Raw genomic sequence first — 12,501 nt, 5'->3', positions numbered from 1 at the left:
GTTGCTCGAAGTGAGGGTGGAGCACGGCGATTTCGTACGTCGTTGCGCCCGCTTAGCCGTAAGTGACTCACTCTGATGGCCGACCCCGCGCGCGGAACGCTAGGGTCACGCCGGAGAGGTGGCCCTGGTCCAAGGCCGGCACCTATCTACGGACCAGGGCCCCTCCTTTTTCTGGCCAGTCGCCCATCCCCGAGGGGAAAGAATGACTGAACACCATGTCGCCCACGGGACCGTAGTTCCAGGGACGAAGCCGGACGCTAGCAATGCCGACCGGTATTTCGCACACTGCCGTGCCTTCGCTGGCACGCCCGGCACCCACCCCTTTCCCGTACCGATCCCGGCCCGCGCACTGCCCGGGAGGAGGATGCGCCGATGAACGGCTCCTCGCGACCCACGCGATGCGCGGTGTGCGGCGCTCCTTTGACGCAGAAGCCGGGAGCCGGGCGGCACCGCACCTACTGCGACGCGGCATGCCGCCGCAAGGCCCAGCGACAACGGCAGGCGCGGAGCGCGCCCGCGGCGGAACGGCAGGGCCCCCTGGGGCAGGCGGTCGCCCTGGAGGTCCAGCGCCTGGCACGGCAACTGGTGGACGGGGAAGTGCGGGAGGAGGTCCTCGCCACGTTGCTGGAGCGCGCGGAAGCGATCCGTCGGGAGCTGGATATCTACACCGCGGCCGCGGTACAGGACGCCCGCCACCGCGGTGAGAAATGGGAGGCGGTCGGTCAGGCCGCCCACGTGGCGCCGGAAACGGCGCGGGCGCGCTGGGGCCCGGAGCGCGTGGCCCGGATGATCGACCGGCACGCCAACGAGAAGCGGATGGCTCCCGCCCGGCAGGGCCGCGGACGCCTCGCCCCGCACGCGGACGGGGAGACCCGAAGATCCCTCTCGGTGGTCGAGGATTCGGGCGGCATACGGAATGCGGATTCGGTGGGGCAACTGGCGTCCGCTCTGGCCCAGTTGCAGGCGGACAGTCCGCTCACCATCAAGGAGGTCGCGGAGTCCACCCGGCTCTCGGCCTCCTTCATCTCCCGTGTCCTGTCGGGGGACCGGGTGCCGTCCTGGGACCTGGTGTGCTCCCTCGCCGTGCTCTTCGAGGCGGACCCGGCCGACCTGCGCGTGCTGTTCGAGGCGGCGCACGGCATCGCGGCGCCGCTGAGGCAGCCCGCCGTGGGCGCGATCGCGCAGCTGCACGCGGCGGTCCGCGGCCTCTACCTGGCCGCGCACAGCCCGTCGGCGGAACAGATCGAACGGCGCAGCCGCCGGGCGGTCAGCGCGGCGGTGGCCCGCCGCACCCTGGCCGGCGTCGACGTCCCGGAGTGGGAGGTCCTGGCCGCGCTGATCGCGGCCCTCGGCGGCCGCCCGGCGGACATCAAACCGCTGTGGGAGGCGGTGCATTACTCCTTCCTCATGTGTGACGACCCCCGGCTTCCCGACGGCACCGCACACCGGCGCAGGGAGAGGATGTGATGACCTCGGACCACGCGCGCCGGGACGCGGCACAGACGGCGAGTGACCAGGGATTACGGGCGAAACGCGGGTCCCGGGGCGACCGGGCGCGGTCGCAGCGTGCCGTGCTGGCAGCCTTCGACGCCTTCCGGCAGCGTCACTATCAGCCATACCTGGAGTACGCGCTGCTGCGGCTGGGCCGTTCGGCCGCCGCCGAGTCCGCCGTCTCCGCGGCGTTCACCGAACTCGCGGTGTCCTGGCATCTGGTGCTCGGGAGCCCCGAACCGGCCGCCATCGCCTGGCGCATCCTCCACGAGCACGTCGACAACGCGCTCGGCCCGGCGGCGCGCGTCGCGGACGAGCCACGGAGGGGAGCGCTGCGCCGAGATGCCTGTCTGCTCCACGACGAGATGCACCTCAGCTGCGAGAGGACCGCGGAGGTGCTGGGGATCTGTCAGGCCGACCTCGTCGGGCTCCTGGCGCCCGCGGGCTGCCCCAAGGAGTGATATTCGGCCGACGACCGGTGCCGAGCCGTGGTCATGCTCCTACACTCTGTCGCTGTGGCGCACGTCACCGGACGTGCCGCGGACATTCGGGGGCGGACATGGACCTTCCGTACGGTGTGGACGTCAACACGCCGAGCGTGGCGCGCATGTACGACAGTCTGCTGGGCGGGAAGGACAACTATCCCGCCGACCGTGCGGCCTGTGAGGGCCTGCTGGAGCAGGTGCCGAGCATGCGCGAACTCGCTCTGAACAACCGGCAGTTCCTGCGCCGCGTCGTGCGGACCCTCGCCTCCGAGTACGGCATCCGCCAGTTCATCGACCACGGCTCCGGCCTCCCGACCCAGGAGAACGTCCACGAGATCGCCCAACGGGTCGATCCGGACAGCCGGGTGGTCTACATCGACAACGACCCGATCGTGCGGCGCATCGGCGGGCTGCTGCTGGAGCGCAACGCCAACACGGCCGTCCTCGAGGAGGACATGCGCGAGACCGAGAAGATCTTCACCAGTGAGCCGGTGCGCCGGCTGATCGATCTCAGCGAGCCGGTCGCCGTGCTGTTCGTGTCGGTCCTGCACTGCATTCCCGACAGTGACCGGCCGGCCGAGCTGGTCGCCCGGGTCGCCGACCGGCTCCCGGCGGGCAGCATGATGGTGGTCTGCCAGCTCGTGAGCGACGCGCCGCAGATCCGTCGGTTCGTGACGGACTTCATGGCGGAGCAGACCCGGGGGCACTGGGGGCGTGTGCGCGAGAAGAGCGACGTCGCCGACTTCTGCGCCCCGCTCGACCTGATCGACCCGGGCCTGGTGGAGGTCTCGACCTGGCGCCCCGGGCAGGACGACGTGCCTGCTCAACTGACCTGGGAATGGGAGGAGTACGGCGGCGTCGGCTTCGTCGGGCGGTGAGGTCATCAGCGCCAGTAGGCCAGCGCCTCCGTGAGGAGTGAGCGTGTGTGCCGGCTGAGCGAGGCCACGCCGCACAGATTGTTCAGCACGGCCAGGTAGCGCTCGGAGTTCGCCGGCTTCTCGTCGTAGAGCGCCCCCTCGTACTGCTCCAGATAGACCATGTCGGGCAGGTACTCCTGGGCGAAGAAGCGCAGATGGACGATGGGATGTCCGATCGCGCCGGCGGCTCCGGCCTCCAAGGGGGCGATGCGCAGGTGCAGTTGGAAGGGCAGCTCGTCGAGCAGGTCGAGCAGGTACTGGACCTGACGGAACATCACTCCCGGTGATCCGACCTGGCGGCGCAGCACCTCCGAGTCCATCACCGCGAGCAGGACCGGCGCGTCCCCGTCCCTGCGCAGCATGCGGAGCCGTTGCAGCCGCAGCCGGGCCCGCTCCTCGATCTCATGGGCGGGGGCGGTGGGGTGCGCGGCGCGGATGACCGTCTGCGCGTACTCCTCGGTCTGCAGCCAGCCCGGGACGAGCTGGGGTTCGTAGGAGATGATGCGCCGGGCGGCGGGCTCCATGGTCAGCAGGGGCCGCAGACAGGGCGCCGCGGCATGCGCGAAGGGCTGCCACGCCTCCGGCTGCGCCGCCTCGTGGGTGAGGAGCGCGATCCGCTCCCGCTCCCGCGGGTCCCGCACGCCGTACAGGTCCAGGAGCCGCTTGATGTCGCTCTGCTTGAGCGGGGCCAGGCCGGTCTCCATGCGGCTGAGCGTCGACTCCGACGCGGCGATGCGGCGGGCGGCCTGCCGTGAGGGCACCCCGGCGTGGTCGCGGCAGCGCCGCAGGTGCCCGGCCAGCGCCTTGCGGTGCGCGCCGGGGCCCCATTGGGGGCGATGCGGGAAACCGAGAATCGACGGCGCCGCCAGCTCGGCTGCCATACCGATAACACCCCTCCAAACTCTGCGGAGGGTCGAGTATGGCAGCGCGAGTCGGTCATGTCAGGAACTACCCATGGCCTGGCACTGAGTTACGGGAGCGTGAAATCGAATTCGCCGTCTTTCACCCCGCCGAGGAACGCCGAGATCTCACTCGGCGTGAAGATCAGGGCAGGGCCGTCGGGGAAGCGTGAATTGCGGAACGCGACCTCCCCGCCGTCCAGCTTGGTGACCTCCACGCAGTTTCCGTTCCCTCCGCTGCGTACGGACTTGCGCCAGGCGGCGCCTTCGATCGTGCTCGCGACCATGCCGTTGTGCACCTGCTGCATCGGTCTACCCCTTTTCCTTCGCGGCTCACCGGCCCGTCGGTCTCCCGCCGACGGAGCCGAGTCGACCTTCTGTGCGAATTCCAGGTCTCTGCAATTGCAGGGACCTGCTTGCCGTAACGAGCGTTCGACCGGAATAGTGACGGCAGTGACAGCACGTCGTGCGCCACGCACGGCAACGCTCTCGGGGGACGGACGATGACGCCGCAGCACAACGACACCCTCAGGCCGCGACAGCGGCTCGACCCGCCCGCGGACGGAGGGACGTCGCTGTTCCTCGGTGAGCCGCTGGCCACGACGAAGAACCTCGCCGTCGGCACCGGCTTCGGCAGCACCCCCTTCGCTGCCCGGAGCATTCCCGCCACCACCGACTGCTGCTACATCGCACGGCAGTTCACGCGCGGCGTGCTGCGGCGGTGGAACCTCCAGGAGGTCTGTGACGACACCGTCCAGATCGCCTCGGAACTCGTCGCCAACGCCGTGCGCCACGGCCGGCGCCGCACCGCCGCGGAGGCCGGGCGGACCGGTGTGTGGCTCGCCCTCGCCCCCCGTCCCCACACGCTCCTGTGCGTCGTCCGCGACTCCAGCCGCCGCCGCCCCCAGTACGCGCCGCCGCCCCCCTTGTCCGAACGCAACCGTGGACTCCCCATCGTCGAGGCGCTCGCGGCCAGTTGGGGCTGGACCACCGACGCGGACGCGCAGGGGAAGACCGTGTGGGCACGGGTGGCGCTTTCGGACGCGTAGGGCCAGGTCTCCATCAGGCGGGGCGGTTTGTACGGTGAAGCCATGCCGACCGGACCCGTCCCTGCCCCCGCCCGCCCCGTACGCGCCCACCTCACCACCCCCGACGGCCGACGGCTCTCCTACCTCGACTTCGGCCCCGTGGCGGGGCGACCGCTGCTCGCGCTGCACGGGCACCTGGGCGAGGGAGCCGACTTCGCGGGCCTCGCCGGGGCCCTTGGGCCGCACGGGTGGCGGGTCCTCGCCCCCGATCAGCGCGGGCACGGGGACTCCGACCGGGCGCGACGGTACGACCGGGACGGGTACGTCGACGACCTGCGCCTCCTGCTGTCTCACGTCGGCCTCGACCAGCGCGCCGTCACCGTCATCGGGCACTCCCTGGGGGCCGTCAACGCCTACCACCTGGCCGCCGACCATCCCGGCGCCGTCGGAGCCCTGGTGAACATCGACGGGCCCGCGCATCTGCCGGTCGTCGACCCCGCCCCGCTCGCCTTCCTCCTCGACCTGCCGTACACCGCCCCCACGCGCGACGAACTGCACGCCGCCTGCGGCCCGTTGGCGCCTCTGCTGGCGGGCGGCATGCGGCCGCACCGCGACGGCTGGCGGCTCGGCTGTCATCCCGAGGACATGGTCGACTCGGACACGAGGGTGCTCGGCGACCACTGGCCCTGGTGGCTGGGCACGGACTGCCCCGCGCTGCTCGTGCACGGCACCGCGAGCACGGTGCTGCCCACCGCGCAGGCGCGCGAGATGGCTGCCTGCCGCCCCGGCACCACCCTGGTGGAACTGGACGCCGACCACTGGGTCCACCTGCGGCGCCCCGAGGAGACGGCGGACGCGGTCCGCCGGTTCCTCGATGCCTGCCCGTGAGCCTGTCCGCGGATGCTCCCGGCGGAGCGGCGACACCGTCACAGACCTTGCCGATCGGGCACGGCGGATCAATAATCCAAGATCATCACGTACGGACGGACAGGACACCGAGACATGACTGAGCCGGTCAAGGGCCCCGCCAGCTATTTCCCCTCGATCGAGAAGAAGTACGGCCGCCCGATCGCGGAGTGGAAGGAGATGATCCGCTCCTCGCCCCTGACCAAGCACATGGAACTCGTCTCCTGGCTGAAGACGGAGCACGGCCTCGGTCACGGCCACGCCAACGCGCTGGTGGCCCACACCCTGGCGGAGGACGCCGGCAAGTGAACCGCCGCCGCACCGAGCGGCGGGCTCAGTCCGGCTTCTCCGCGGACTCCGCCGTCGCGGCTCCGATGCGGTTGTAGATGCGGGCGGCCCTTCGCAGGTCGGCCATCGCGGCCTCCAGTTCCCCCATGAGGACCTGACTGCGCGCCGCGCCTTCCAATGCGGTGGCCTCGTCGAGCGGGCTGCCCGCCCTGCGCGCGAGTTCGAGCGCCGTGCGATGCGCGGCGAGCCCTTCCCCGGCGCCCACCGCAGTGGTGCGCAAGGTCCCCAGGCTGTTCCAGACCTCGGCCTCGCCCTGGGGGTCGCCGACGGCCCGGAAGACGTCGAGGGCCTGGGCGTAGAGGTCGGCCGCGATGTCGTACTCACCGGCCGCCCAGTGGGTCCGTCCCAGGTCATGGAGGGCGTTGCAGCGGCCGTGCGGGTAGCCGATCTCCTCGAACAGCGCCAGGGCGCGACGGTGCAGTCCTGCGGCCGTCACGTGGTCGCCGGTCGCGAAGCGGACGCGTCCCAGGTTGTTGAGTCCGTTGGCCTCGCCGTGGCGGTCCCGCAGCGCCTCGAACAGCTCCAGGGCGCGCTCGTGGAGCGCCGCCGCCTCCGCGTAGTCGCCCAGGACGAAGTGCACCCGTCCGAGGTTGTTCAAGCCGTTCGACTGGCCGTGGCGGTCGCCCAGCTCCTCGAACAGCGCGAGCCCCCGCTCGTGCAGCGACTTGGCCGTCGGATAGTCGCCGGTCACGAAGCGGACGCGGCCGAGGCCCTGCAGGGCATTGGCCTGGCCGTGGCGGTCGCCGATCTCCTCGAAGCGTGCGAGCGCCTGCTCGTGGAGGGCGGTCGCCGCCGCGTAGTCGCCCGTCATGTAACGGACGAACCCCAGGCTCAGATAGGTGTTGCTCTGCCCCCGGCGGTCGCCCAAGGCGTCGAAGAGGGCGAGCGCGCGCTCGCTGAAGTCGGTCGAGGCCGCGTAGTCCGCCCTCATGTACCGCACATGCCCCAGGCCGTGCAGGGCGTTGGCCTGGCCGTGCCGGTCGTCGAGCTCCTCGTACAGCTCAAGTGCTCTTTCGTGGAAGCCCGTTGCCGTCACGTAGTCGTCCGCGATGGCGCGCACGCGGCCCAGGCCGTGCAGAGCAGTGGCCTGCCCGTGCCGGTCGCCGATCTCCTCGAACAGTGCCAGCGCCCGCTCGTGGAAGCCGGTCGCGACGGCGAAGTCGCCCGTCACACACCGGATGAAGCCCAGCTCGTCGAAGGCGTGCGCCTCACCGGACAGGTCGCCGCACGAGCGCGCCGCCCCGACGGCCCGCTCGTGCAGGGCCACGGCCTGCGGCCAGGGCCCTTCGCGCAGCATGAGCGGGGCCATGGCCGCCGTGAGCCCGACGACCTCCTCGGCCCGGCCGTGGTCCGCCGCGTGATCGAGGCAGGCCAGCACATTGGCCCGCTCGGTACGCAGCCAGGTCAGTGCCTTGCCCGCGCTCGGCAGATCGGGCGTGCCCGGGACGCGGGCCGAGATGATCTCCTCGGCCGACTCGACGGTGCGCCGGTAGTACGCGACGAGGCGCGCGACGGCGCGATCCCGGTCGTCGTCGGGGTCCTCCTCGGCGCAGCGGCGGGCGGCGAACTCGCGCAGGAGCCCGTGCAGACCGTACCGGCGGGGCGCTATCTCCTCCAGCAGATGGTCCGTGTAGAGGGCTTCGAGACCGTCGCGCGCCTGGGCGTCGGAACTGCCGTCGAGGGCGGCCGCGGCGCGCGCGTCGATGTCCGGGCCGGGATGCAGGCCGAGCCGCCGGAACAGCCGCCGCCTGGCCGGGGGCAGGTCGCGGTAGGAGAGAGTGAAGGCCGCGTCGACGGCGCGTTTGCCCGCGACCAGGTGGGCGAGCCGGTCCGCCGTGGCCGTGAACTCGGCGGCGAGATCGGCCAAGGTCCAGGTGGGGCGGTGGGAGAGGCGCCCGGCGAGCAGCACGATCGCCAGGGGCAGACAGCCGCAGAGCTCCACGATGGTGTCGACGACTTCAGTCTCGGCCGCGTCGTCGGTGGCGTGGGCCGTGGGGTGCGCGGCGCCGTGGGCGGTGGTGGTGCGGTGCGCGAGGCGCATGAACAGCGTCCGTGCCTCGTCGCGGGTGAGGGTGTGCAGGGACCACGGCTTGCCGCCGTCGAGGGAGACCAGCCGGCTGCGGCTCGTCACCAGGGTGAGGCAGCCCGATCCGCCGGGCAGCAGCGGTTCGATCTGGTCGCTGTCGGCCGCGTCGTCCAGGACGAGCAGCACGCGCCGACCGGCCAGTCGGTCGCGCCACAGACCGCTGCGCCCGTCGAGGGACGTGGGCAGGCCACGCGGGTCTATGCCGAGGCCCGCCAGCAGGGTGGCGAGGACGTCCACCGGATCGGCGGCGGCCTGCTCCGGCGCGTGAGCGCGCAGGTCGACGAAGAACTGTCCGTCGGGGAACTGGTCGGCGAGGAGATGGGCCGCGCGGGTCACGAGGGCGGTCTTGCCGACGCCCGCCATGCCGTCGACGGTGTGGATCCGCGCCCCGCCCGGCGCCGTCGCGCCCAGCAGTTGCCCCAACTCCTCGTCGCGCCCCGTGAAGTAGAGGGCGTCCCTGCGCAGTCCGTGGATGACGGAGGGCCGCACCGGGGCCGCCGCCTCGTGCACGTGGGTGGTCCTGTGGACGTCGCGCCCCGCCTGGTTGGCCTCACCCGCGCCCGCGGCGGCGGCCTGCTGCCTGACTCCGGGCGCCAGGGGGTTCCCTGCCGGGCTCATGGCTCCCGGGCCGTCGGCACCGGACGCGGGCGGCTGGTCCCCGGCACTGCTCATGGGGGCACTGCTCATGGGCCGTCCGCCGTCGGTACCGGTGGCTCACCGGGAGGGTGGTAGTGCACGTCCCGACCGGCCTGGATGCTGACGCCGCCGGACACCCTCGCCCTCTGCTCCACGGATGCCGCTCGGCCCGCCTCGGCCGCGCGCGACGCGGGGAGGAGCTGATGGTCCAGCAGATACCGGAGCTCGGCGGCCAACGCCGGGTCCTCGCCGACCAGTTCGTGCAGCCGCATGCGCCAGATCGCGACGAGCGCGGTCTCGATGTCGGCGTCGCCGCGACCGCGGGCGTCCACCACCTGACCTCTGAGCTCGTCGAGCCGCAGCGCGATGGAATCGGCCTGCTCGGGATGGGGCCGACGCCACAGCGCGACCATCGCGTCGCGCAGGTGTGCCCAGGCATCCGTGGCCATCGCTCCCACCAGAGCGGTACCCGCCGCCACCGTCACCGGATCCATCTCGCACCCCCCAGTGGAGCAGCTCCGCTTCCACTGTAGAAGGCCCGGGGAGAGGGAGGGAGGACACCGGAGAAGTCGGACGGACGCGTTGGGAGAGACCCTGTCCGAGCCCACGGCCCGCACAACGCACGAGGCCCATCCCGTCTGTACGGGATGGGCCTCGTCCTGGAGCGCCGGGCAGGCCTTGCACCTGCATTTCCCCGCAGGAAGCGGGGCGTCTTTCCTTGGACCACCAACGCATGAGCGGCGACCGGGATTCCGGCGGCGAACTCAAGATCAAACATAGCATGCCGTGCGCCCTGAACGCTTCGCTGTCTTGCGCTGCCCGGTGGTGATCCGGTGCCATGGCCTCTTGCGATGTGTGCTTGAGGTGACGGCCGAGGCTGCGGGGGCGGGACGGAATCCGCCGCGGAGGCGGCCGTCGTGAGACGGACGCTCTCACGCGTCCGGGAACGGGGACGTCGGTGCGCTCGGGTATGGAGCTGTCGGGAGTGGTGCTGGCGGGCCGCTACCAGTTGGAGCGGATGATCGGCCGCGGCGGCATGGGCGAGGTGTGGCTGGGCCGCGACTCCTCGATGCTGCGGCGCGAGGTCGCGGTGAAGGTGCTGCCCGCCCTGGCGGGCGCGGATTCGGTACGGCGCTTCCAGCAGGAGGCCGCCACGCTCGGGAGCCTCCAGCATCCCGGCATCACGGTCGTGCACGACGCGGGCCGGCACGACGGCTACCTGTTCATCGTCATGGAACTCCTCCAGGGGCAGGACGCGGCGCGTCTGATGGCGGGGCACAAGAACGGCCTGCCCTTGGAACGGGTGCTGAAGCTGTCCGGGCAGACGGTCGCCGCACTGACCGCCGCCCATGAACGCGGCGTGATCCACCGCGACTTGAAGCCGGCGAACCTCTTCGTGCAGACCGGCGACCGCGTCAAGATCTGCGACTTCGGCATCGCCCGCACCGCGGACACCGGCTCGTCGCTGACGACGACCGGCCATGTCGTCGGTACACCGGCCTACATGGCACCCGAGCAGTGCCGTGCGCAGACGCTCGATACCCGTACCGACCTCTACGCCCTCGGCTGCGTTCTCTTCGAACTCCTCACCGGGCGACCGCCGTTCGCCGCCGACGCGTCCGTCTACGACTTGATGCGATGGCATGTGGAGCAGACACCGCCGCTGCTGCGCGACGTACGCGCCGACGTCCCGGACCGCCTGGCGGATCTGGTGTCGGCACTGCTGGCCAAGGACCCCCACGCGCGCCCTTCCAGCCGCACCGTGGCCGCGGAACTCGCGCAGATCACCGGCCAGGGCTCAGTCGCCGGGTTGCCCCCGGAAAGGGTGTACGCGGGCGCGTCCGGATCCACCGTGCCGCCCACCCGGCCCTATACGTCCCACACCCCCGCGTCGAGGCCATCCGGCGAGCTGGTCCGCGCCTTCTCCGCGCACACGAGGCCGACGTCGTTGGTGTTCACGCCGGACGGGGGCTCCTTGCTCGTCGCCGCCGCTGTGAAGATCCAGATCAGAGACGCGCAGACCGGCGCGACGACTCGCACCGTGGAGCCTCCGCCCTCAATGCCTAGGCGGGTGGACCACTTTGCCGTGAGTGCGGACGGGCGCAGAGTGGCCACGGCCGGGCCTTCGGCGAAGTTCTGCCTCTGGGGGATGAAGCCCGGCGCACCCCGGCACGTGCTGCGGCATCCCGGCCTCATGCCGGTGCTGACCGCTCTCGCTTTCAGCCCCGACGGGAGCACCGTGGCCAGCGCCTGCTCGGAGTCCTGGACGGGTGCCGTCCTTTGGGACGTGCGTTCAGGTGAGCAGCGTCTCCTCCTGCGGTGGACCGGTTCCGGAGCCCAGAGGACGCACCTGGCGTTCAGCCCGGACGGCCGCGCGCTCGCCGTGGCGCGTGGCAGGTTGCTCCGTGTCTGGGATGCCGACACCGGAGTCCAGCGCACCGAGTTCCCGGCCATGGAACGGGATGCCATCGCCATGGCGGTGGCGTTCAGCCCGGACGGCAGGACGCTCGCCACCGGCTATGCGAGGTCCCGGTTCGGGCGTGGTGAGAAGGAGATGGTCCGTCTCTGGGACATGGGCACGGGCCAACCGCGCCGTGCTCTGGAAGGGTTCGGTGCCAAGTACGTGGGCGCGGTGGCGTTCAGTCCGGACGGCCGACTCCTCGCGGCCGGGGCCGAGGACAAGGCTGTCCGTCTGTGGGATGTCGGCACCGGAGCGTTGCTGTGCGTCCTGACCGAGCCCACTACGGCGGTGAACACGGTGGCGTTCAGTCCGGACGGCACCACATTGGCGGGCGCCGGTGACGACGGGATGATCCGGCTGTGGCGCGTCAGCGCCTGACCGACCGTGGAGGCGCCGTCCTCACGAAGACCCGACCGACGGGCACACACGTTTGAGGGGTACGGGTTCGCCGTGCGGGCGGGTGTGCGGGATAGGGGTGCGGGATACGGCGTGCGGGGCGCGGGAGGATTTGCTTGTGCCACCGTGCGGCCGATGCGTGGTAGGAGGTGCGAGGCCCAGGGCTCGATGCCGGAGAGCCAGAAAGCCGGAAAGCCCGACCGGCGGACCGGCGGCCCGGCGGACCGGTGGGCGTCAGCCCGCGTCAGCCGACCCCACGACGGTGTACATGACCGACCGCTGCTGCTTGTGGCGCTCGATGCGGGCCTTGGCGACCAGGGATTCGAGCGTGTTCCGGACCACCTGCGGTGTCGGCTCGCGGTGCGGATGCTTCTTCAGCAGTTCTTCCCGTAGTTCCTTCGCCGAGCGGGGTTCGTCATGGCCGTCGAGCAGCGTCATCAGCAGATCTCCGAGCAGTGGCCGGCGCGGATCTCCCTTCCCGTCGCTCTTCGGTTTCCCCTTTGCGCCATTCTTCGCTTTCGCGACCACTGGCTCGTCCTGCTTCTGCTCCGGCAGACGCTGTGCGATCGCGAGATCTTCGTACCGCTCGGCGAGGCCGAGGATGTCCGTCAGCAGGGTCTCCTCCTGCTTCAGCACCTCGATGCTCTTCGCCAACTCCTCCTGGCGCCTGCGGTTCTCCTCCAGTTCCGACGCGACCTGTTCCACGTACCGCGACCGGAGCTCGGCGGCTGACTGGCTGCTCACAACCGTTCACTCCCTCGATTGAATGATGCAGCGCATGGTACCCACGCCGAGGGACAGGGACAGACGTATGTCAACAACGGAGTATGCGTCGAACATGTGCCCCC

The 12,501-nt window shown here is 71.2% G+C and carries 12 protein-coding genes and 1 tRNA gene; 7 read left to right on the top strand and 6 right to left on the bottom strand.

Features of this window, described 5'->3' with window-relative positions; genetic code table 11:
* The first annotated feature begins 420 nt into the window (after positions 1 to 420).
* The 3 genes from AB0L89_RS28675 to AB0L89_RS28665 all read left to right on the top strand — a co-directional run bounded on the left by AB0L89_RS28675 (position 421) and on the right by AB0L89_RS28665 (position 2,854).
* Positions 421 to 1,467 carry a helix-turn-helix transcriptional regulator gene (locus AB0L89_RS28675; RefSeq protein WP_365146855.1) on the top strand — a complete coding sequence of 349 codons (1,047 nt, stop codon included), beginning with the start codon at positions 421 to 423 and terminating at the stop codon, positions 1,465 to 1,467.
* Entirely contained in the window at positions 1,467 to 1,952 is a 486-nt protein-coding gene (locus tag AB0L89_RS28670; RefSeq protein WP_365146852.1) for a hypothetical protein, read from the top strand. The genes AB0L89_RS28675 and AB0L89_RS28670 overlap by 1 nt, the downstream gene beginning before the upstream one ends.
* A 98-nt stretch (positions 1,953 to 2,050) precedes the next feature.
* On the top strand, positions 2,051 to 2,854 hold the full coding sequence (locus AB0L89_RS28665; RefSeq protein WP_365146849.1) for an SAM-dependent methyltransferase: 804 nt from the start codon (positions 2,051 to 2,053) through the stop codon (positions 2,852 to 2,854).
* 5 nt (positions 2,855 to 2,859) lie between these two features.
* Here the strand turns inward: AB0L89_RS28665 and AB0L89_RS28660 are convergent, their stop codons facing one another.
* Both AB0L89_RS28660 and AB0L89_RS28655 read right to left on the bottom strand, forming a co-directional pair.
* On the bottom strand, positions 2,860 to 3,774 hold the full coding sequence (locus AB0L89_RS28660; RefSeq protein WP_365146846.1) for a helix-turn-helix transcriptional regulator: 915 nt from the start codon (positions 3,772 to 3,774) through the stop codon (positions 2,860 to 2,862).
* Positions 3,775 to 3,863: 89 nt separating this feature from the next.
* The gene (locus AB0L89_RS28655; protein ID WP_365146844.1) at positions 3,864 to 4,100 is read right to left on the bottom strand and encodes a DUF397 domain-containing protein; all 237 of its coding nucleotides are present in this window, start codon (positions 4,098 to 4,100) and stop codon (positions 3,864 to 3,866) included.
* Between the two features lie 195 nt (positions 4,101 to 4,295).
* Between AB0L89_RS28655 and AB0L89_RS28650 the strand changes: the two genes are divergently transcribed.
* The 3 genes from AB0L89_RS28650 to AB0L89_RS28640 all read left to right on the top strand — a co-directional run bounded on the left by AB0L89_RS28650 (position 4,296) and on the right by AB0L89_RS28640 (position 6,035).
* Complete coding sequence (locus tag AB0L89_RS28650) at positions 4,296 to 4,841, top strand: ATP-binding protein (RefSeq protein ID WP_365146841.1); 546 nt, start codon at positions 4,296 to 4,298, stop codon at positions 4,839 to 4,841.
* 42 nt (positions 4,842 to 4,883) lie between these two features.
* Positions 4,884 to 5,708, top strand: a complete 825-nt coding sequence (locus AB0L89_RS28645) for an alpha/beta hydrolase (protein ID WP_365146838.1) — start codon at positions 4,884 to 4,886, stop codon at positions 5,706 to 5,708.
* Positions 5,709 to 5,822: 114 nt separating this feature from the next.
* Complete coding sequence (locus AB0L89_RS28640) at positions 5,823 to 6,035, top strand: DUF4287 domain-containing protein (RefSeq protein ID WP_365146835.1); 213 nt, start codon at positions 5,823 to 5,825, stop codon at positions 6,033 to 6,035.
* A gap of 25 nt (positions 6,036 to 6,060) precedes the next feature.
* On the opposite strand, the gene AB0L89_RS28635 is transcribed toward AB0L89_RS28640, so the two are convergent.
* From AB0L89_RS28635 to AB0L89_RS28625, 3 genes are all read right to left on the bottom strand, one after another.
* Complete coding sequence (locus AB0L89_RS28635; protein ID WP_365146832.1) at positions 6,061 to 8,832, bottom strand: tetratricopeptide repeat protein; 2,772 nt, start codon at positions 8,830 to 8,832, stop codon at positions 6,061 to 6,063.
* A gap of 11 nt (positions 8,833 to 8,843) precedes the next feature.
* On the bottom strand, positions 8,844 to 9,290 hold the full coding sequence (locus tag AB0L89_RS28630) for a hypothetical protein (protein ID WP_365146830.1): 447 nt from the start codon (positions 9,288 to 9,290) through the stop codon (positions 8,844 to 8,846).
* A gap of 166 nt (positions 9,291 to 9,456) precedes the next feature.
* A tRNA-Gly gene (locus tag AB0L89_RS28625) sits at positions 9,457 to 9,529 on the bottom strand.
* A gap of 237 nt (positions 9,530 to 9,766) precedes the next feature.
* Here AB0L89_RS28625 and AB0L89_RS28620 point away from each other — a divergent pair.
* A complete protein-coding gene (locus AB0L89_RS28620) occupies positions 9,767 to 11,635 on the top strand; it encodes a serine/threonine-protein kinase (RefSeq protein ID WP_365146827.1) in 1,869 nt (622 codons plus the stop codon).
* Between the two features lie 252 nt (positions 11,636 to 11,887).
* Here the strand turns inward: AB0L89_RS28620 and AB0L89_RS28615 are convergent, their stop codons facing one another.
* Positions 11,888 to 12,397, bottom strand: a complete 510-nt coding sequence (locus tag AB0L89_RS28615; RefSeq protein ID WP_365146824.1) for a hypothetical protein — start codon at positions 12,395 to 12,397, stop codon at positions 11,888 to 11,890.
* Positions 12,398 to 12,501 lie beyond the last annotated feature (104 nt).

Source organism: Streptomyces sp. NPDC052114 (assembly GCF_040680155.1).
In the GTDB taxonomy this organism is placed as follows: Bacteria; Actinomycetota; Actinomycetes; order Streptomycetales; family Streptomycetaceae; genus Streptomyces.
Note: the sequence above shows the minus strand (reverse complement) of the source record. Positions and strands in the feature narration are given on the sequence as shown.

Bases quoted from the DNA above. Each gene is read 5' to 3' on its own strand.
- AB0L89_RS28660 (WP_365146846.1), bottom strand. From the start codon at position 3,774: ATGGCAGCCGAGCTGGCGGCGCCGTCGATTCTCGGTTTCCCGCATCGC.
- AB0L89_RS28655 (WP_365146844.1), bottom strand. From the start codon at position 4,100: ATGCAGCAGGTGCACAACGGCATGGTCGCGAGCACGATCGAAGGCGCC.
- AB0L89_RS28650 (WP_365146841.1), top strand. From the start codon at position 4,296: ATGACGCCGCAGCACAACGACACCCTCAGGCCGCGACAGCGGCTCGAC.
- AB0L89_RS28630 (WP_365146830.1), bottom strand. From the start codon at position 9,290: ATGGATCCGGTGACGGTGGCGGCGGGTACCGCTCTGGTGGGAGCGATG.
- AB0L89_RS28670 (WP_365146852.1), top strand. From the start codon at position 1,467: ATGACCTCGGACCACGCGCGCCGGGACGCGGCACAGACGGCGAGTGAC.
- AB0L89_RS28635 (WP_365146832.1), bottom strand. From the start codon at position 8,832: ATGAGCAGTGCCGGGGACCAGCCGCCCGCGTCCGGTGCCGACGGCCCG.
- AB0L89_RS28620 (WP_365146827.1), top strand. From the start codon at position 9,767: ATGGAGCTGTCGGGAGTGGTGCTGGCGGGCCGCTACCAGTTGGAGCGG.
- AB0L89_RS28645 (WP_365146838.1), top strand. From the start codon at position 4,884: ATGCCGACCGGACCCGTCCCTGCCCCCGCCCGCCCCGTACGCGCCCAC.
- AB0L89_RS28665 (WP_365146849.1), top strand. From the start codon at position 2,051: ATGGACCTTCCGTACGGTGTGGACGTCAACACGCCGAGCGTGGCGCGC.
- AB0L89_RS28640 (WP_365146835.1), top strand. From the start codon at position 5,823: ATGACTGAGCCGGTCAAGGGCCCCGCCAGCTATTTCCCCTCGATCGAG.